Raw genomic sequence first — 16,387 nt, 5'->3', positions numbered from 1 at the left:
GTAGCGCTGGTCAATCATGCGCTGACAGCTATCAATTTCATAGTACACCACACCATGACCACCCCCTCTACCTCCCCCGGCGCCCTCGCAGGCATCAAGGTGCTCGATCTCTCCCGCGTGCTCGCAGGCCCGTGGTGCACGCAGATCCTGGCCGACCTGGGTGCGGATGTGGTCAAGGTGGAGCGACCTGGCGTGGGCGACGACACGCGCCAGTGGGGCCCGCCCTTCTTGAAAGACGCCGAGGGCAACGACACCAACCAGGCCAGCTACTACACCGCCTGCAACCGCAACAAGCTCTCGGTGACCATCGACATGGCCTCGCCCGACGGCCAGGCGCTCATCAAGCAGATGGCGCAAGAGGCCGACATCGTGGTGGAGAACTTCAAGGTTGGCGGCCTCAAGCAATATGGCCTGGACCATGAGAGCCTGCGCGCGCTCAACCCGCGCCTCATCTACTGCTCCGTCACCGGCTTCGGGCAGGACGGACCCTACGCCGAGCGCGCGGGCTACGACCTCATGGTGCAGGCCATGACGGGCCTGATGAGCATCACCGGCCAGGCCGACAACCAGCCCGGCGGCGGCCCCATGCGCGTGGGCGTGGCCGTGATCGACCTGTTCACCGGCCTGTATGCCAGCAACGCCATCCTGGCCGCGCTGCATGTGCGCGACAACGCCACCAATGGCACGGGCCAGGGCCAGCACATCGACATGGCGCTGCTCGACGTGGGCATGGCCGTGCTGGCCAACCAGGCATCGGGGTTCCTTGCCACCGGCAAGGCGCCCGGGCGCATGGGCAACAGCCACCCAAGCCTCGCACCCTACCAGGACTTCCCCACCGCCGACGGCAACATGCTGCTGGCCATTGGCAACGACGGCCAGTTCCAGCGCTTTTGCGCAGCCGCCGAGCAGCCCCAGTGGGCCAGCGACCCGCGCTATGCCACCAACACGCTGCGCGTGCAAAACCGCACCGACCTGATCCCCGCCATGGAGGCCGTGACGCGTACGCGCACCACGGCCGACTGGATCACGCTGCTGGAAGACAAGGCCGTGCCCTGCGGCCCCATCAACACCATCGCCCAGGCGTTTGACGACGCGCAGGTGCAGGCCCGTGGCCTGGCCGTGACGCTGCCGCGCTGGAAGGACGGCGAGGCCGCCACCGACAAGGTGCAGCAGATCACCGGCGTGGCCAGCCCGCTGCGCCTGTCGGCCACGCCACCCGTGCTGCGCAACGCGCCACCGGCACTGGGCCAGCACACCGACGAAGTGCTGCGCGAGATGGGGCTGGACTCGGCGCGCATTGCGGCGCTGCGGGCCAGCGGGGTTTTGTAGCCAGACCCACGCTGCACCGAGCTGCGCAACGCCCCCGCCATTGAACAGCCTTGCCCTGACCGGCAAGGCTTTTTTGTCTGCACCATCTGAACCAAATCAGGTTCTAGCGCCTATCCAATAAGCGCTAACAGCTATCAATTTGATAACAAATCTTGGTACTCTCGGCGCCTACATGTGTTCGCACCTTGGTAAAAAAGACATGTACAAAAATTTACACATCTCTCCATAATGGCAGCGGGAATCTCTCCGGCACGGCGCACAGCACGCGCCGGTTGACCGAGACGAGAGGCGCAGTGGGACAACCGCCGCAACGTACGGGGAAGTCCGACTGGGCCGCATGCACTTTGCCCCGCCCCAGCGGCGAATCGTGGACCCCACAGGAGTTCCCCATGAAGCTCAGCCTCAAGCTCCCCCTGGCCTTTACCGTGTCGCTGCTTTTGCTGTTTGCGGCGGCGCTGTTTGGCATCAGCCGCCTGAACCAGGCGCTCGACACCTACCAGACCACCGTGGCCCAGAGCTTCGAGCACGAGCGCATGGCGGCGGACATGCTCAACAACTTCAAGGTGCAGGTGCAGGAATGGAAGAACGTACTGCTGCGCGGCAAGGACCCAGCCCAGCTCACGCGCTACTGGGCCGCGTTTGAAAAACAGGAAAAGGCCATCAAGGACGAGGCGCAAAAGCTCGTGGTCGCTCTGCCCCCCGGCGAAGGCCGTGAACGCGTGCAGCAGTTTTCCCAGGCCCACGAGCGCATGGGCGCGGCCTACCGAAAGGGGTTTGAGGCCTTCAAGGCCGCAGACCACGACCCGCAGGCGGGCGACAAGGCCGTGGCGGGCATGGACCGCGAGCCCTCGCAGCTGCTGGACCAGGCCGGTGGCCTGATCGCCAAGGCCAGCAGCGAAGTGGCCGAGCGCGCCGCCAAAGCAGCGCAGCGCGCCACCACCATCAGCCTGGTGGTGATGCTGGTGGTGTGCGCCCTGGGCATTGCGGGCGCCATTGCCTTCAGCCGCACCGTAGTGAACCCGCTGGACAACGCGGTGCGCGTGTCGCAGGCCGTGGCCAGCGGCGACCTCACCGTGGCACGGCAAGTGCAGGGCAAGGACGAAATCGCCCTGCTGCTGAATGCCCTGCACGACATGCAGATCAGCCTGTCGCACGTGGTGAGCAATGTGCGCAACAACGCCGACAGCGTGGCCGCCGCCAGCACCGAAATCGCACAGGGCAACAATGACCTGAGCGCCCGCACCGAGCAGCAGGCCAGCGCGCTGGAAGAAACCTCGGCGTCGATGGAGGAGTTGAGTTCCACCGTGCAGGCCAATGCCGAAAACGCGCGCACCGCCAACCAGCTGGCCGTGAGCGCCAGCACCGTGGCCGTGCAGGGCGGCGATGTGGTGGCCGAGGTGGTGACCACCATGAAGGGCATCAACGACAGCAGCAAGAAGATTGCCGACATCATCAGCGTGATCGACGGCATCGCCTTCCAGACCAACATCCTCGCGCTGAACGCCGCCGTGGAAGCAGCCCGCGCGGGCGAGCAGGGCCGGGGCTTTGCGGTAGTGGCCAGCGAGGTGCGCAACCTGGCCCAGCGCAGCGCAGACGCCGCCAAGGAGATCAAGACCCTGATCCACGCCAGCGTGGAGCGCGTAGAGCTGGGCACCACGCTGGTAGACAAGGCGGGCGCCACGATGAGCGAGGTGGTCAGCGCCATCCGCCGTGTGACGGACATCGTGGGCGAGATCAGCGCCGCGAGCAGTGAGCAAAGTGCAGGCGTGGCCCAGGTGGGGGACGCCATCACCGAAATGGACCAGGCCACGCAGCAGAACGCGGCGCTGGTCGAACAGAGCGCGGCAGCTGCCGACAGCCTGAAGGTGCAGGCGCAGCAGCTGGTGCAGGCGGTGGCGGTGTTCCGACTGGCGGACTCTGAAGCCAGCGCTCCCACACGCGCCCACTTGCCAGTGCCCGGGCCGCACCAGCCCCGTCTGGCCGCTGGCTGAGGCGGCGCAGAAATTTCAGGCCAAATCGGCCTCTAGGGATGACCTGCATAACTCCCTGCGGTCTGTGATAGCGCGGCCTCGGGCGGTTCGCTGCGTTGCTTTTCTTGCCAATAGCCCGGCTATTGGCTGCCAAAAGACGCCTTGCGCCCCATCCCGATCCGCACTACCACCGCTTCGCGAGGGTTATGCAGGACATCCCTAGCGCTTTACCATCAAGCGCTAAAAGCTATTTAAAAGATAGCAATCTAAAAACCATCGACTCAGGCTTCTGCCAGCACCGGCGAAGCCTGCTGCACGGAGGCCAACGTGGGCGAGGCCAGCTTGCGCAGGTAGGCCATGGTCTGCAGGCAGGCCTGGGCCACCTCGGTGCCCTTCTTCACGAAATGCTCGCGGAAGAAGCGCACATGGTCCTCGTGGTCGTGAAAGTCGCGCGGGGTGAGCACAGCCGACATCACGGGCACCTCGGTGTCGAGCTGCACGCGCATCAGGCCGTCGATGACAGCGGTGGTGACGAACTCGTGGCGGTAGATGCCGCCGTTGACCACCAGCGCGCAGGCCACGATGGCGTCGTAGCGCCCGCTGCGCGCGAGCTTGCGGGCCAACAGCGGGATCTCGAACGCACCGGGCACATCGAACAGCGCCACCTGCGCGGGTGGCAGGCCGTGGCGGTCGAACTCGGCCAGGGCCGCGTCACGCGCCTGGTGCACGATGTCCTGGTGCCAGCTGGCACTGATAATGGCCACGCGGGCGCCACGGTGTGCGGCCACAGGCGCGAGGGGAGAGACGGGAGAAGTAGCAGAAGACTGATTCATGGGTTCCTCAAAACAGGTCAGACCAGAATCAGGGCGCGCGCGAACACGGCGCCTGCACAGGGCGGCGCAGGCCTCACGGCGCTTGCGAGCGGGCAAAAAACACGCAGGCAAACGCCAAGGGCCCAGCCACCCATGGCGGGTGCTCTAGGGATGTCCTGCATAACTCCCTGCGGTCCGTGATAGCGCGGTCTCGGGCGGTCCGCTGCGTTGCTTTTCTTACCAATAGCCGCGCTATTGGCTGCAAAAAGTCGCCTTGTGGCCCATCCCAATCCGCACTACCACCGACTCGCGAGGGTTATGCAGGACATCCCTAGTTTCGCGATCTCTTTCATCCGGACTGTGACCGTCGGCTCTGGTTTCGCACCAGATCTGCTGACCCTGCGGGCCTGTTCCAAAGAACGGCACCACAGGCGCTCGCGGGCTCTTGTTGGCTTTTCAGCCCTCAAATACCGCCGGTGGGGAATTCCGCCCCGCCCTGAGAACGCTGCCGGCCCTGGAGTGGATCCAGGGCCGGCAGGGAGATTCTAGGAGCTTGGTGACATTCGCGCCGTCGCCAATGCGATTGCCCCCCCGGCGCCGATCCCGTTCACCCGTTCTGGCTGAGCCTGCCCAAGCCAGGCGCGGCGCTTGAACGGCGCTCAGCGAACGGTTCAAGTTGATGGAAGCCGGATCATTCAAAAGACCGGCTGTAGCGTACCTGCACAAAGTCTTCGCCCGGGTTGGGCTTGCGGATGCCACCGTTGGAAATGTGGCGCACGATCAGCATCAGTTCGTGCTGGCGGCGGGCGCCAAAGTTGAAGCCCACGCCCTGGTGGTCGGCAAAGTTGAAACGGGTGCTGAAGGCCTTGTGCCGGTTGGCGTAGTGCCCGTCCAGCGCCGACAGGCCGATGCCGCCTTCCATGAACCAGGCGGACCGCCCGCCGTCGAATCGCCAACGCAGTGTCGGCACCACCGCCAGCTGCGTCCAGTGGCGGCGCCCGCCCGGCACGGCGGTGCCGGGCGGCACGCGCCAGTGCGCGATGTGGGTATCCCAGTGCCCCGTAAGTTCGCCGCCCAAAAAATCACGGCGCCAGGCCCAGGGCCATTGCACACCCACCGAGGCCAGCCCGACGTCGCTGGCCGCGCGTGCGCCGTCGATGAAGATGCGGCGCGGCTCGGGGGTAGCGGAGGCCGCAAGCTCCTGGGCCCGGGCGGAGGGCTGCGGGGCGCCAGCCCCCTGCTGCGCCAGGGCCGGCAGGGGCAACAGCGCGCAGCAGGCCAGCAGGGCGGCTCCAGCACAGCCGGCTCGCGGTGGTGGCGGGAACAAGCCCTCGGACGGGGAAGGCAATGGCAGCAGGGGTGGAAATGAGGAACGCACGGCAGGACTCCGACGGGCCACTGGGCCATGCCCTCCAATCTACCCAAACGTCGCCCTGCGCGCAGCACCTGGCAGCGCGCAGGGCTGCAAGAAACTCTTCGTCGGTACCTTGTCGGGGGCGTGCAAAAAGCGCTGGGCGCCGAGGTCAACGGGGCCGCGCAAAGCCCCCGTCCGCCCAAGCGGTAGCGCTGGCGGCGGTCAGGCGGAAGGTGGGCGGCGCAGGCACGCGGGCGATTTCCTGGCCCAGTGCATCCTCGGCGCTCAGCGTGGCCGTGGCGCCTTCCTCGTCGGGCACGATGGCCAGCGCCACGCGCAGGCGCTGGCCGTCGGCGGTGGTGATGTGCACGCTCTTGTTCAGCTGCGCGTGCAGTTGCTGCTCATGGCGGCGCACCACCTCGCTCGCGGTCTTGACCAGGGTGTGGAAGGCCGACACATCGAGCGGCTTGGGGTTCTTCTTGTCGCGGCCCATGGTCCAGGGGCCCACCAGCGCGGGTTCGGACTCCCCCTTCAGCGTCATGGACACGGCCCAGCCATCGTCGTCCTCGTTCTTGATGACCTGCGCCGTCCAGCGCCCATCGCTCCAGCAGCGGGGTTCCTGGATGGTGTCGGGCGTGTCGGGTGCGTCGGTCATGGAGAAAAAGGCCTGGGTTGCGGGAAAGGGCGCAGAGCATAACGGCAGGGCTTGGCCATCCTCATTTCCAATAACCATTGGTTATCGAAAAAGGCCGTGCATAGCGCAGGTCTGGTCACTCCCCCAAAGCGTCCGGCGCCACGCCCGCCGCCTCGCGCAGCACATCGATAAAGGCCTGTGCCGAAGGGGTGGGCGGCTCGCCCAGCCGGGTGATGAGGCCGTAGCTGGGCATGCGGTCGGGCAGCTCGACGGGGATGCGCGAGAGCAGGCCTCGGTCCACATATTTCTGGATCAGCGCGGCGGGCTGCAGCGACATCATGTGGGTGGTGTTCATCAGCTCCAGCGCAAACAGGAAGGACGGTGTCTCTACCACCCCCGCCGTGAGCGCCAGGCCGGCGCCGCCGAACAGGTCGTCCGACACCTTGCGCACGGCCGTGGAGGCGGGGTACAGAATCCACGGCCAGTGCGCCAGCTCGGTGAGCGACAGGTCGGTGGCGCCGCGCAGCGGGTGGTGCTGCCCACCCACCACATGCAGCGGCTCGGCGGACAGGTGCTCGTAGTGGAACTGGCTGCGCTGGTCCTCGGTGGTGAAGCGGCCAATCATCAGGTCGATCTTGCGTTCGGCCAGCCAGGCGATGAGCTGGTCGCTGCTCTGCTCCAGGATCTTGATGACCAGCAGGGGCCGCAAGCGCTGGAGCTCCACCACCGACGCCACCAGCACATGCGCTGCCGAGCCGGTGATCGCGCCCACCGTCACATGGCCGTGGCCGCCCTGCTTGAGCGCATTGAACTCGTCCACAAACTTGCGCTGCCCATCGAGCGCCGCGCTGGCGTAGCGCAGCGTAAAGAGCCCCAGCTCGTTGGGCCGCATGCCGCGCGAGAGGCGGTCGAACAGGCGCGCCTCGAGGATCTCCTCGATGTCCATGAGGATCTTGGTGGCCGCAGGCTGCGTGACGTGCATCTGCTCGGCTGTCAGCCGCAGGTTGCGCGTGCGGCCCAGGATGTCGAGAAACTGCAAATGCCGAAAGCGCAGCCGCGCGCAGGCCTGCGCCAAAGACAAGGGTTTACCCGGAAATTCGTCTGGACTCATAAGCGTTTGGAATGGATTGTCGCAAAACATTCAGTGGACCCGGCAGGGCGCGAAACCTAACCTTCGCTCTGCGTCGATAACGGCTGGCCCCAAAAAAAGCCGCAGGCGCCAAAGGCCTCGCCAACGGGGTCCCGCCATTCCAACGGAGACAAGACACCATGCAATTCAAGACCCTCGCTAAATCCTTGGCGCTTGCTGCCACGCTGCTGGCCGCCTTTGCCGCCCCCGTCGCGGCCCAAGTCAAGGAACACACCTTCAAGGTCGGCATTGGCCTGAGCGACGACCACCCGCAGGCCCAGGCCGTGCGCCACTTTGCCGAGCGCCTGCAGGCCAAGAGCGGCGGCAAGATGAACGCCAAGCTGTTTGCCAGCGGTGCGCTGGGCAACGATGTCAGCATGACCTCGGCCCTGCGCGGCGGCACGCTGGAGATGACGATTCCGGATTCATCCACGCTGATGTCGCTGATCAAGCCCTTTGGCGTGCTGAACTTGCCACTCACCTTCAACACCGAGGCCGAAGCCGACGCCTTGCTCGACGGCCCCTTCGGCCAGAAGCTGCTGGCCATGCTGCCCGACAAGGGCCTGATCGGCCTGGGCTTTTGGGAAAACGGCTTTCGCCATGTGACCAACTCGCGCCGACCTATCAACACGGCCGACGATCTGGCAGGCCTGAAGCTGCGCGTGATCCAGAGCCCCTTGTTCCTCGACACCTTCAACGCGCTGGGCACCAACGCCACGCCCATGCCGTTCACCGAGCTGTACACCGCCATGGAACAAAAGGCCGTCGACGGCCAGGAGAACCCGCCTGCCACCATCCTGGCCAGCAAGTTCTATGAGGTGCAAAAGCATCTGGTGCTGTCGCGCCACATGTACAGCGCGTGGGTGCTGCTCATCTCCAAGAAGACCTGGGATGGCCTCTCGGCCGACGAGCGCAAGATCGTGCAGGAGGCTGCCCGCGAGGCCACGCTGTTCGAGCGCAAGACCATCCGCGCCTTCAGCGAAACCGCCCTGGGCGAGCTGAAGAAGGCCGGCATGCAGATCACCGAGCTGCCTGCTGCCGAGCAGGCCAAGCTGCGTACCAAGCTGCAGCCCGTGCTGGCCAAGTACGGCAAGGAGTTTGGTGAAGAGACCACCAGCGAAATGATGGGCGAGCTGGCGAAGGCGCGGGGCGGGAAGTAAGCGATTCACCTCTCGGGGCGCAGCTGGTTGCAGCTGCGCCCCGCCCCTCCTTTTGCGACGCCCCGACCCCATGACCAAAACACCCCGCCGCCCCTTCCGCTCCCGCGACTGGTTTGCCGCCCCCGAGCGCTCGGACATGACCGCGATGTACCTCGAACGCTTCATGAACTACGGGCTCACGCCCGAGGAACTGCGCTCGGGCCGGCCCATCATCGGCATCGCGCAGACGGGCAGCGACCTGTCGCCCTGCAACCGCATCCACCTGGACCTGGCGCGCCGCGTGCGCGACGGCATCCGCGATGCGGGCGGCATTCCGATGGAGTTCCCTGTTCACCCCATCTTTGAAAACTGCCGCCGCCCCACGGCCGCGCTGGACCGCAACCTGGCCTATCTGGGGCTGGTGGAGATCCTGTACGGCTACCCCATCGATGCCGTGGTGCTGACCACGGGCTGCGACAAGACCACACCGGCCGGCATCATGGCCGCGTCCACGGTGGACATCCCGGCCATCGTGCTCTCGGGCGGGCCGATGCTGGACGGCTGGCACGAAGGGCAACTGGTGGGCTCGGGCACCGTGATCTGGCGCAGCCGCCGCCAGCTCGCGGCGGGCGAGATTGATGAAGAAGAGTTTCTGCAGCGCGCCTGCAGCAGCGCACCGTCGGCGGGCCACTGCAACACCATGGGCACGGCCTCCACCATGAACGCGGTGGCCGAAGCGCTGGGCCTGTCGCTGCCCGGCTGCGCGGCCATTCCTGCACCGTACCGCGAACGCGGCCAGATGGCCTACGAAACCGGGCGGCGCATTGTTGATATGGCCTATGAAGACCTGCGACCCTCGCGCATCCTGACGCGCGAGAGCTTCTTGAACGCGCTGTCGGTCATCAGTGTGGCCGGGGGCTCCAGCAATGCGCAGGTGCACGTGATGGCCATGGCGCGCCATGCAGGCGTGGTACTGGAGGCCCAGGACTGGACGGACCACGCCTACGACCTGCCCCTGCTGCTGAACATGCAGCCTGCAGGCCAGTTCCTGGGCGAACGGTTCTTTCGCGCGGGCGGTGTGCCTGCGCTGATGTGGGAGCTGCAGCAAGCGGGCCGCCTGCACAACGACTGCGCCAGCGTGACGGGCAAAACCATCGGCGACAACCTGCAGGGCCACGAAGCGCGCGACCGTGAAGTGATTCGCCCCTTCAACGCGCCGCTGATGGAAAAAGCTGGGTTCCTGGTGCTCAGCGGCAACCTGTTTGACTTCGGCATCATGAAAACCTCGGTGATATCGCCCGCGTTTCGCGAGCGCTACCTGAGCCAGCCGGGCCGCGAGGGCATCTTCGAAGCCCGTGCCGTGGTTTTTGAAGGCGCGGACGACTACCACGCACGCATCAACGACCCAGCGCTCGACATCGACGAGGGCTGCATCCTGGTCATGCGCGGCGCCGGGCCCATCGGCTGGCCGGGCTCGGCCGAGGTGGTCAACATGCAGCCGCCCGATGCGCTGATCCGGCGCGGCATCAACACGTTGCCCACGCTGGGCGACGGGCGCCAGTCGGGCACGGCAGACAGCCCTTCCATCCTCAACGCATCGCCCGAGAGCGCCGTGGGCGGGGGCCTGTCCTGGCTGCAAAGCGGCGACACCATCCGCACCGACCTCAACACCGGGCGCTGCGATGCGCTGGTCGCGCCCGAGGAAATCGCCCGCCGAAAGCGTGAACTGCCCGACCCACCCGTGCCCGCGAGCCAGTCCCCCTGGGAAGCGCTGTACCGCGAGAAGACGGGGCAGCTGGCCGATGGCGCGACGCTCGACTTCGCGCTGGCATTCCAGCGCATTTCCGAAAAGACACCACGCCACAACCACTGACAACGAGCGGGCGGGCCACCGGCGCCACCCCCGGATTTTTTCGAAGGACTCTCCATGAACAACATGACGGCGGCGGCAGTTGCCGAACGGGCCCGTGCGCCCCAGACCGCATTGCAAGTGCTTCCCGACGATGGCCTGCAGGGCACGCTGGTGGGCCGGGTGTGGACACCACAGGGCGCCGTCGCGGGCCCAGCTGTGGTGGCCCTGCGGCCCGAAGGCGTGTTTGACCTCAGCGCGCACTACCCCACCATGAGCACGCTGCTCGACACCCTGGCGCCCGCCGAGGCGGTGCGTGCAGCCACCGGCCAGTACCTGTGCAGCGTGGATGACCTGCTGGCCAACAGCCTGCCCGGCACGCGCGACACGAGCCGCCCCTGGCTGCTGGCGCCGTGCGACCTGCAGGTGGTCAAAGCTGCGGGCGTGACGTTTGCGGCCAGCCTGATCGAGCGCGTGATCGAAGAACAGGCCCGGGGCGACGCCAGCCGTGCGCAAGCCTTGCGAAGCCAGGTCATCGAGCTGATCGGCGAGAACCTTGCCGACATCCGCCCTGGTTCGCCCGAGGCCATGGAACTCAAAACGTTGTTGCAAGAGAAAGGCCTGTGGTCGCAGTATCTGGAGGTGGGTATTGGCCCCGATGCCGAGGTGTTCACCAAGGCGCCGGTGCTGGCGTCCGTCGGCTGCGGGGACGACATCGGCATCCGCTCCGATTCGGCCTGGAACAACCCCGAGCCCGAGGTGGTGCTTGCCGTGAACAGCCGGGGCCAGATCGTGGGCGCCACGCTGGGCAACGACGTGAACCTGCGGGACATCGAGGGCCGCAGCGCCCTGCTGCTGGGCAAGGCCAAGGACAACAACGCCTCGTGCGCGTTAGGCCCGTTCATCCGCCTGTTCGACGCCAGCTTCGGGATGGACAAGGTGCGCAGCGAAACCGTGCACCTGAGCGTTGCAGGGGTGGATGGCTATGAGTTGCGCGGCATCAACACCATGGCCAGCATCAGCCGCGACCCCAGCGACCTCGTGGCGCAGACCCTGGCCGCGCACCAGTACCCGGATGGCTTCATGCTGTTTCTGGGCACGCTGTTCGCGCCCATTGAAGACCGCGACCAGCCGGGTGGTGGCTTTACCCACAAGCTGGGCGATCTGGTGTCCATCGAGAGCGCGTGGCTGGGTGGCCTGCACAACCGCGTGGCGCACAGCGAGGTGGCGGCGCCCTGGCGCTTTGGTTTGCGCGCCTTTATCAGTAACCTGACGCAGCGCGGCCTGTTGCGCGACGCAGCGCTTTGAGCCACAGGCCGCAACGGCACGCACACCAGAAGAAGACCAAGGAGACACCCATGCTCAACGCCCTCATAGACCGGTGCTGTCGGTGGATCAACGTTCTCATCGCGCTGGCACTGGCCGTGATGGTGGTGATGGTGTTCGGCAACGTGGTGCTGCGCTACGCATTCAACTCGGGCATTGCGGTCAGCGAAGAGGTGTCGCGCTGGCTGTTCGTGTGGATCACGTTCCTGGGCGCCATCGTGGCGGTGAAGGAACACGGCCACCTGGGCACCGACCTGGTTCTCACCAAGCTTCCACCCATCGCGCAACGGGTGTGCCTGGCCATCAGCCACGGGCTCATGCTGTTTTGCACCTGGCTGCTGTTCAGTGGCGCCCTGACCCAGGCCCGCATCAACTGGGATGTGGAAGCGCCGGTAACCGGCGCATCGGTGGCGATCTTCTATGCGTCCGGGGTGGTGTTTGCCGTGGCGTCGGGCCTGTTGTTGTTGCTCAACCTGTGGAGGCTGCTGTCGGGGCAGGTACCAGACGACCAGCTGGTGCAGACCTCCGGGTCGGAGGATGTGGCCACCCTGCCCGACATGCAGCTGGACCGCGCGGCGCTGCCGTCACGCAAGCCGCCATCCCATTGAGCCCCCCGGAGACACTCGCATGACCGTATTCATCTTTCTCGGCTCCCTGCTGGCGGCCATGGCCATTGGTGTGCCCATTGCCTACGCGCTGCTGGTGTCTGGCGTGGCGCTGATGTGGCACCTGGACCTGTTTGACGCGCAGATCCTTGCGCAGAACGTCATCAACGGCGCGGACTCGTTCCCGCTGCTGGCCGTGCCGTTTTTTATGTTGGCAGGCGAGATCATGAATGCGGGCGGCCTGTCGCAGCGCATCGTCAAGCTGGCGCTCACGCTGGTGGGCCACAAGCGCGGCGGGCTGGGCTTTGTGGCCATCCTCGCGGCCTGCATGCTGGCGGCGCTGTCGGGCTCTGCCGTGGCAGACACCGCTGCGCTGGCCGCATTGCTGCTGCCCATGATGGTGAAGGCCGGACATGACAAGGCGCGCGCCGGGGGGCTGATTGCCTCGGCGGGCATCATCGCGCCGGTGATTCCGCCTTCCATTGGTTTTGTGGTGTTTGGCGTCGCGGCCAACGTGTCGATCAGCAAGCTGTTTCTGGCGGGCATCGTGCCGGGCCTGCTGATGGGGCTGTCCATTGCTGCGGCCTGGTACTGGGTGTCGCAGCGCGAGAGCATTTTGCCGCCGCCCCGAGCAACGACCGCAGAGAAGCTGCAGGCCTTGAAGGAATCCACCTGGGCGCTGTTCCTCCCAGTGATCGTGATCGTGGGTCTGAAGATGGGCGTGTTCACCCCTACCGAAGCCGCCGCCGTGGCCGCCGTCTATGCGCTCTTCGTGGCCACGGTGGTGTACCGCGAGCTGCACTGGCGCCAGCTGACCGCCGTGTTCGTGAGCGCTGCCAAAACGACGGCCGTGATCATGTTCCTGGTGGCCGCCGCCATGGTGAGCGCGTGGCTCATCACCGTGGCCGACATCCCCAGACAGCTGGTCTCGCTGCTGAAGCCCTTCATGGACAACCCCATCCTGCTGATGATGGCCATCATGCTGCTGGTGATGGCCGTGGGCACCGCCATGGACATGACGCCCACCATCCTGATCCTGGCGCCCATGCTGATGCCGGTGGTCAAAGCCGCAGGCATCGACCCTGTCTACTTCGGCGTGCTGTTCATCATGAACAACGCCATCGGCTTGATCACTCCGCCGGTGGGCACGGTGCTGAACGTGGTCGCAGGGGTGGGACGCATGCGCATGGACGAAGTCACCCGGGGCGTGCTCCCCTTCATGGGCGCGCAGTTCGCGATGATGTTCCTGATGGTGCTGTTCCCGTCCATCGTGCTGGTGCCGATGCGGTGGTTTGTGGGATAAAGGCTCTTCACAGACAGTCCAGCTGAATCGCTGCGGGAGACCAATCGCGGACTATTTCACACCGGGGAGATGAACGATACAAATGGCGCGTCTATTTATCGAGAAGATAGGCCTTCCCCGCTTCGGCCAGCGCTTACCGTGACGTCTGAACGGGATCACCAAAAACCTTGATCCCGGAGGGGCGCTTGATCTCAACACAGAAACGGCCGGTTACTCTCAACACCCGCCAGCAGGTGCTCGTGGGCTGGGCCCTGCTACCGGTGTTGGCCGTCTGGCAACTCAACGGCTTTTACCTGCCTGTCGTGGGGCGCGGAGGCGCACTGCTCTTTTGGGCGGTTGACGGGATTCAGTGGGTAGTGCTTCCTGCAGTCTTGCTTGGCCTTCTTGCCCACAAAGCAGCGCTGCGCCCCCAACACTACGGACTCGTACCGCCAGAAAAGAACCTTTGGCCCCTTGCATGGCAGAGCCTGATGGTGTTTGTCACCGCGGGGCTGGTTTTTCTGGTGGCGCGGAACCTGTCGTGGCGGACGCTCGGACCCTCACCCGGCAGCTTCCAGCTGGCGCAGTTTTCCCCCCGGGGCCTGGCGGGCGCGGCGGTGCAGACCTACGCAGCGGTCAGCGCAGGGCTGGTGGAAAGCATCTTTTTCATTGGGCTACCATGGCTCTGGTATTCGAGTGCACGCCAGCGCCCTTCAGAGCTACTGTTCACACTCGCGGTATCGGCCGTCTTCGCGCTGGCGCACTGGGAGCACGGCAGGCACGGCGTGATTGCAGCCTTCTTTGCGCATTGTGTGATGTGCCGTTGGTTCCTGTGCTGGAGAACCCTGTGGCCCGTGGTGCTGGGCCACACGCTGATCGACATGGCTGTTTTTGTCTGACAGAAAAAAGGCAGCGCCCGAGAAACGCTGCATCGTCCGGATGACAAGAAAAACTCAGTTCGCCACCGTAAAGCGCTTTTGCACATGGCGCGGCGTTTCCAGTTCGTCAGCCATCGCCACAGCCAGGTCGGCCACGCTGACGCTGCCGGGTTGCTCGCCATTCATCAGCGGCGCTTCGTCGCCCAGGCGGTATTGGCCCGTGCGTTCGCCAGGCTGCAGCAGGATGGGGGGCGAGAGGAAGGTCCAGTCCAGCGTGTTTTCGGTGCGAATCCAGTTCAGCGCCTCGCGCGCGGCCAGGGCGCCCTGCTTCCATTCGGCGGGGAACTGGGGCGTATCCACCAGCTGCACGCCGGGCGCCACAAACAGGCTGCCAGCGCCACCCACCATCAGAAAGCGGCGCACACCAGCCGCTTTGGTGCCGTCGATGATGGCGCGGGTACCTTTCAGGAACTCGTCGTGGATGTTGGGGTTCTCCCAGCCGGGGTTATAGGCGCTGACCACAGCATCATGGCCTGCAGCGGCCTTGGCGACCTGGGCGGCGTCTTGCGCGTCGGCCGCCACTACCGTAAGACCTTCGCGCGCGGCGAGCTTGGCGGGGTTGCGGGCCAGTACCGTCACGCGGTGGCCGCGTTGCAGCAGTTCATTCAGCACGGCAGCGCCAACAAAGCCGGTGGCGCCAATCAGGGCGATGTTCATATCGATGTCCTTGGGGTCGAAGTTGCGATGTAGTGAGAATAGGAGATTGTCAAAGCGGGCGGTAGATGGCTAAATCTGCCTTCTCTTTGAAGCTCAACTTCACAATGGATGAATCACCCCCTGAGTCGCTTTGCGCCTTCCCCCTCTCTCGCAAGGCTGCGCCATGCGGGATGGGGACGCCCCCAGCGCACTCCAGCGAAGCGCCGCACAAGCAGCTTGGCGGCCCTTGCGCGGGGGCGCTGGCCTTGGTCGCGCCAGTTCCAAGGCATGGAGGCGGACAACAGCCCAGTGGGGATTGACGAGAAGACCTGATATGGAAGACCTCAAACGCATGGCGGTGTTTGCCGCCGTGGTGCAGCACGGCTCGATGAGCGGCGCCGCCCGCGCCCTGGGCATGAGCACTTCCGCCGTGAGCCAGCAGGTGCGCAAGCTGGAAAGCGATGGCGGTGTGACACTGCTTCACCGCTCTACGCGCAAGCTGGCGCTGACCGAGGCAGGCCAGCGCTACCACGCGCGCTGCGCCGCCATGTGTGCCGCAGCCGACCAGGCGCGGGCCGAGCTGGCCGCGTCGCGCGATGCCCCCAGTGGCGAGCTGCGGCTGTCGGCTACCGTCGGGTTTGCACGCCACATTGCCCCAGCGCTGGGCGAGCTGCTGGCCGCCCACCCCGCGCTGCGCCTGCGCCTGCTGGTAGACGATTCGCCCATTGACCTCATCAATGCCCGCATCGATCTGGCCGTGCGCTACGGGCGCCTGCAGGACTCCACCTGGGCAGCACGGCGCCTGGGAGGCATGCAGTGGTACCTGTGCGCGGCGCCCGGCTGGGTGGCTGCCCACGGCGTGCCACAGCACCCGGACGCACTGCTCTCGCACAGCTGGCTGGGCTTTGCGCGCGAAAACGGCGGCCTGCTGATCGACCTGCGCAGCCCCACGGGCGATCCCCGGGCTCTGCGGGTGGAGCCGCGCATTGCCAGCAACAACCAGCTGTCGATCCAGCAGATGTGCGAGGCCGGGCTGGGCCTGGCGCTGGTGGGCAGCATGGATTCGCACGATGCGCTGCAGGCCGGGCGGCTGGTGCGGCTGTTGCCCGACTGGTCGTTTGGCACCCTGGACATCTGGGCCATGACGCCCCAGCGCGACGCCCAGCCCGCCAAGGTGCGCCAGACCATTGCCGCGCTGCACCGCTATCTGAGCCAGCTGCCCGGCGTCACGGAATGAGAGGAGATCAGTCCGTGGGTGACTGCCTTCGGCGCCTTCCTTCGCAGGGATATCGCTGCCACTTTTTATCCATCATTTTTTTATCGTTCAGACCCACAAATTCCATCGTTGTGCAGGCAGCGCCGGCTGCCTACAGTCGCCCCCCAA

14 protein-coding genes and 1 riboswitch are annotated in these 16,387 nt (G+C 65.8%); of the genes, 9 read left to right on the top strand and 5 right to left on the bottom strand.

Annotated elements, in window-relative coordinates; genetic code table 11:
* Positions 1 to 54 precede the first annotated feature (54 nt).
* Complete coding sequence (locus LPA35_RS24935; protein ID WP_228899904.1) at positions 55 to 1,329, top strand: CaiB/BaiF CoA-transferase family protein; 1,275 nt, start codon at positions 55 to 57, stop codon at positions 1,327 to 1,329.
* 389 nt (positions 1,330 to 1,718) lie between these two features.
* On the top strand, positions 1,719 to 3,320 hold the full coding sequence (locus tag LPA35_RS24930; protein ID WP_228899902.1) for a methyl-accepting chemotaxis protein: 1,602 nt from the start codon (positions 1,719 to 1,721) through the stop codon (positions 3,318 to 3,320).
* A 260-nt stretch (positions 3,321 to 3,580) separates the two neighbouring features.
* Here the strand turns inward: LPA35_RS24930 and LPA35_RS24925 are convergent, their stop codons facing one another.
* The 4 genes from LPA35_RS24925 to LPA35_RS24910 form a co-directional block, all read right to left on the bottom strand.
* Positions 3,581 to 4,132: a 6,7-dimethyl-8-ribityllumazine synthase gene (locus LPA35_RS24925; protein ID WP_142144218.1), complete on the bottom strand. Its 552-nt coding sequence runs from the start codon at positions 4,130 to 4,132 to the stop codon at positions 3,581 to 3,583.
* A 316-nt stretch (positions 4,133 to 4,448) separates the two neighbouring features.
* Positions 4,449 to 4,619, bottom strand: a riboswitch (FMN riboswitch).
* A gap of 183 nt (positions 4,620 to 4,802) precedes the next feature.
* Positions 4,803 to 5,489 carry an acyloxyacyl hydrolase gene (locus LPA35_RS24920; RefSeq protein WP_228899900.1) on the bottom strand — a complete coding sequence of 229 codons (687 nt, stop codon included), beginning with the start codon at positions 5,487 to 5,489 and terminating at the stop codon, positions 4,803 to 4,805.
* A 145-nt stretch (positions 5,490 to 5,634) separates the two neighbouring features.
* Positions 5,635 to 6,120: a hypothetical protein gene (locus LPA35_RS24915; protein WP_218298501.1), complete on the bottom strand. Its 486-nt coding sequence runs from the start codon at positions 6,118 to 6,120 to the stop codon at positions 5,635 to 5,637.
* Between the two features lie 115 nt (positions 6,121 to 6,235).
* Entirely contained in the window at positions 6,236 to 7,210 is a 975-nt protein-coding gene (locus tag LPA35_RS24910) for a LysR family transcriptional regulator (protein ID WP_055401603.1), read from the bottom strand.
* 158 nt (positions 7,211 to 7,368) lie between these two features.
* On the opposite strand from LPA35_RS24910, the gene LPA35_RS24905 reads away from it, so the two are divergent.
* The 6 genes from LPA35_RS24905 to LPA35_RS24880 all read left to right on the top strand — a co-directional run bounded on the left by LPA35_RS24905 (position 7,369) and on the right by LPA35_RS24880 (position 14,328).
* Complete coding sequence (locus tag LPA35_RS24905) at positions 7,369 to 8,388, top strand: TRAP transporter substrate-binding protein (RefSeq protein ID WP_121419295.1); 1,020 nt, start codon at positions 7,369 to 7,371, stop codon at positions 8,386 to 8,388.
* Positions 8,389 to 8,458: 70 nt separating this feature from the next.
* Positions 8,459 to 10,240 carry an IlvD/Edd family dehydratase gene (locus LPA35_RS24900; RefSeq protein WP_228899897.1) on the top strand — a complete coding sequence of 594 codons (1,782 nt, stop codon included), beginning with the start codon at positions 8,459 to 8,461 and terminating at the stop codon, positions 10,238 to 10,240.
* A gap of 54 nt (positions 10,241 to 10,294) precedes the next feature.
* A complete protein-coding gene (locus tag LPA35_RS24895; protein ID WP_228899895.1) occupies positions 10,295 to 11,524 on the top strand; it encodes a fumarylacetoacetate hydrolase family protein in 1,230 nt (409 codons plus the stop codon).
* Between the two features lie 50 nt (positions 11,525 to 11,574).
* Positions 11,575 to 12,150, top strand: a complete 576-nt coding sequence (locus LPA35_RS24890) for a TRAP transporter small permease (RefSeq protein WP_228899891.1) — start codon at positions 11,575 to 11,577, stop codon at positions 12,148 to 12,150.
* Positions 12,151 to 12,169: 19 nt separating this feature from the next.
* Entirely contained in the window at positions 12,170 to 13,450 is a 1,281-nt protein-coding gene (locus LPA35_RS24885) for a TRAP transporter large permease subunit (RefSeq protein WP_228899886.1), read from the top strand.
* Between the two features lie 470 nt (positions 13,451 to 13,920).
* Positions 13,921 to 14,328 (top strand): CPBP family intramembrane glutamic endopeptidase, encoded by a 408-nt coding sequence (locus tag LPA35_RS24880; RefSeq protein ID WP_228899883.1) that lies wholly within the window; start codon positions 13,921 to 13,923, stop codon positions 14,326 to 14,328.
* A 54-nt stretch (positions 14,329 to 14,382) separates the two neighbouring features.
* Here LPA35_RS24880 and LPA35_RS24875 read toward each other — a convergent pair whose 3' ends face one another.
* Positions 14,383 to 15,024: an NAD(P)-dependent oxidoreductase gene (locus LPA35_RS24875; RefSeq protein ID WP_228899880.1), complete on the bottom strand. Its 642-nt coding sequence runs from the start codon at positions 15,022 to 15,024 to the stop codon at positions 14,383 to 14,385.
* Positions 15,025 to 15,337: 313 nt separating this feature from the next.
* On the opposite strand from LPA35_RS24875, the gene LPA35_RS24870 reads away from it, so the two are divergent.
* Positions 15,338 to 16,240 (top strand): LysR family transcriptional regulator, encoded by a 903-nt coding sequence (locus LPA35_RS24870; protein WP_121507215.1) that lies wholly within the window; start codon positions 15,338 to 15,340, stop codon positions 16,238 to 16,240.
* Positions 16,241 to 16,387: the final 147 nt, after the last annotated feature.

Origin of the sequence: Acidovorax sp. Leaf73 (assembly GCF_916855635.1) — a bacterium.
Lineage (GTDB): Bacteria > Pseudomonadota > Gammaproteobacteria > Burkholderiales > Burkholderiaceae_C > Acidovorax > Acidovorax facilis.
Note: the sequence above shows the minus strand (reverse complement) of the source record. Positions and strands in the feature narration are given on the sequence as shown.

Excerpts from the sequence above, each read along its gene's own strand:
- LPA35_RS24875 (WP_228899880.1), bottom strand. The coding sequence starts at position 15,024 with ATGAACATCGCCCTGATTGGCGCCACCGGCTTTGTTGGCGCTGCCGTG.
- LPA35_RS24895 (WP_228899895.1), top strand. The coding sequence starts at position 10,295 with ATGAACAACATGACGGCGGCGGCAGTTGCCGAACGGGCCCGTGCGCCC.
- LPA35_RS24935 (WP_228899904.1), top strand. The coding sequence starts at position 55 with ATGACCACCCCCTCTACCTCCCCCGGCGCCCTCGCAGGCATCAAGGTG.
- LPA35_RS24925 (WP_142144218.1), bottom strand. The coding sequence starts at position 4,132 with ATGAATCAGTCTTCTGCTACTTCTCCCGTCTCTCCCCTCGCGCCTGTG.
- LPA35_RS24910 (WP_055401603.1), bottom strand. The coding sequence starts at position 7,210 with ATGAGTCCAGACGAATTTCCGGGTAAACCCTTGTCTTTGGCGCAGGCC.
- LPA35_RS24890 (WP_228899891.1), top strand. The coding sequence starts at position 11,575 with ATGCTCAACGCCCTCATAGACCGGTGCTGTCGGTGGATCAACGTTCTC.
- LPA35_RS24880 (WP_228899883.1), top strand. The coding sequence starts at position 13,921 with ATGGTGTTTGTCACCGCGGGGCTGGTTTTTCTGGTGGCGCGGAACCTG.
- LPA35_RS24870 (WP_121507215.1), top strand. The coding sequence starts at position 15,338 with ATGGAAGACCTCAAACGCATGGCGGTGTTTGCCGCCGTGGTGCAGCAC.
- LPA35_RS24930 (WP_228899902.1), top strand. The coding sequence starts at position 1,719 with ATGAAGCTCAGCCTCAAGCTCCCCCTGGCCTTTACCGTGTCGCTGCTT.
- LPA35_RS24900 (WP_228899897.1), top strand. The coding sequence starts at position 8,459 with ATGACCAAAACACCCCGCCGCCCCTTCCGCTCCCGCGACTGGTTTGCC.
- LPA35_RS24905 (WP_121419295.1), top strand. The coding sequence starts at position 7,369 with ATGCAATTCAAGACCCTCGCTAAATCCTTGGCGCTTGCTGCCACGCTG.
- LPA35_RS24915 (WP_218298501.1), bottom strand. The coding sequence starts at position 6,120 with ATGACCGACGCACCCGACACGCCCGACACCATCCAGGAACCCCGCTGC.
- LPA35_RS24885 (WP_228899886.1), top strand. The coding sequence starts at position 12,170 with ATGACCGTATTCATCTTTCTCGGCTCCCTGCTGGCGGCCATGGCCATT.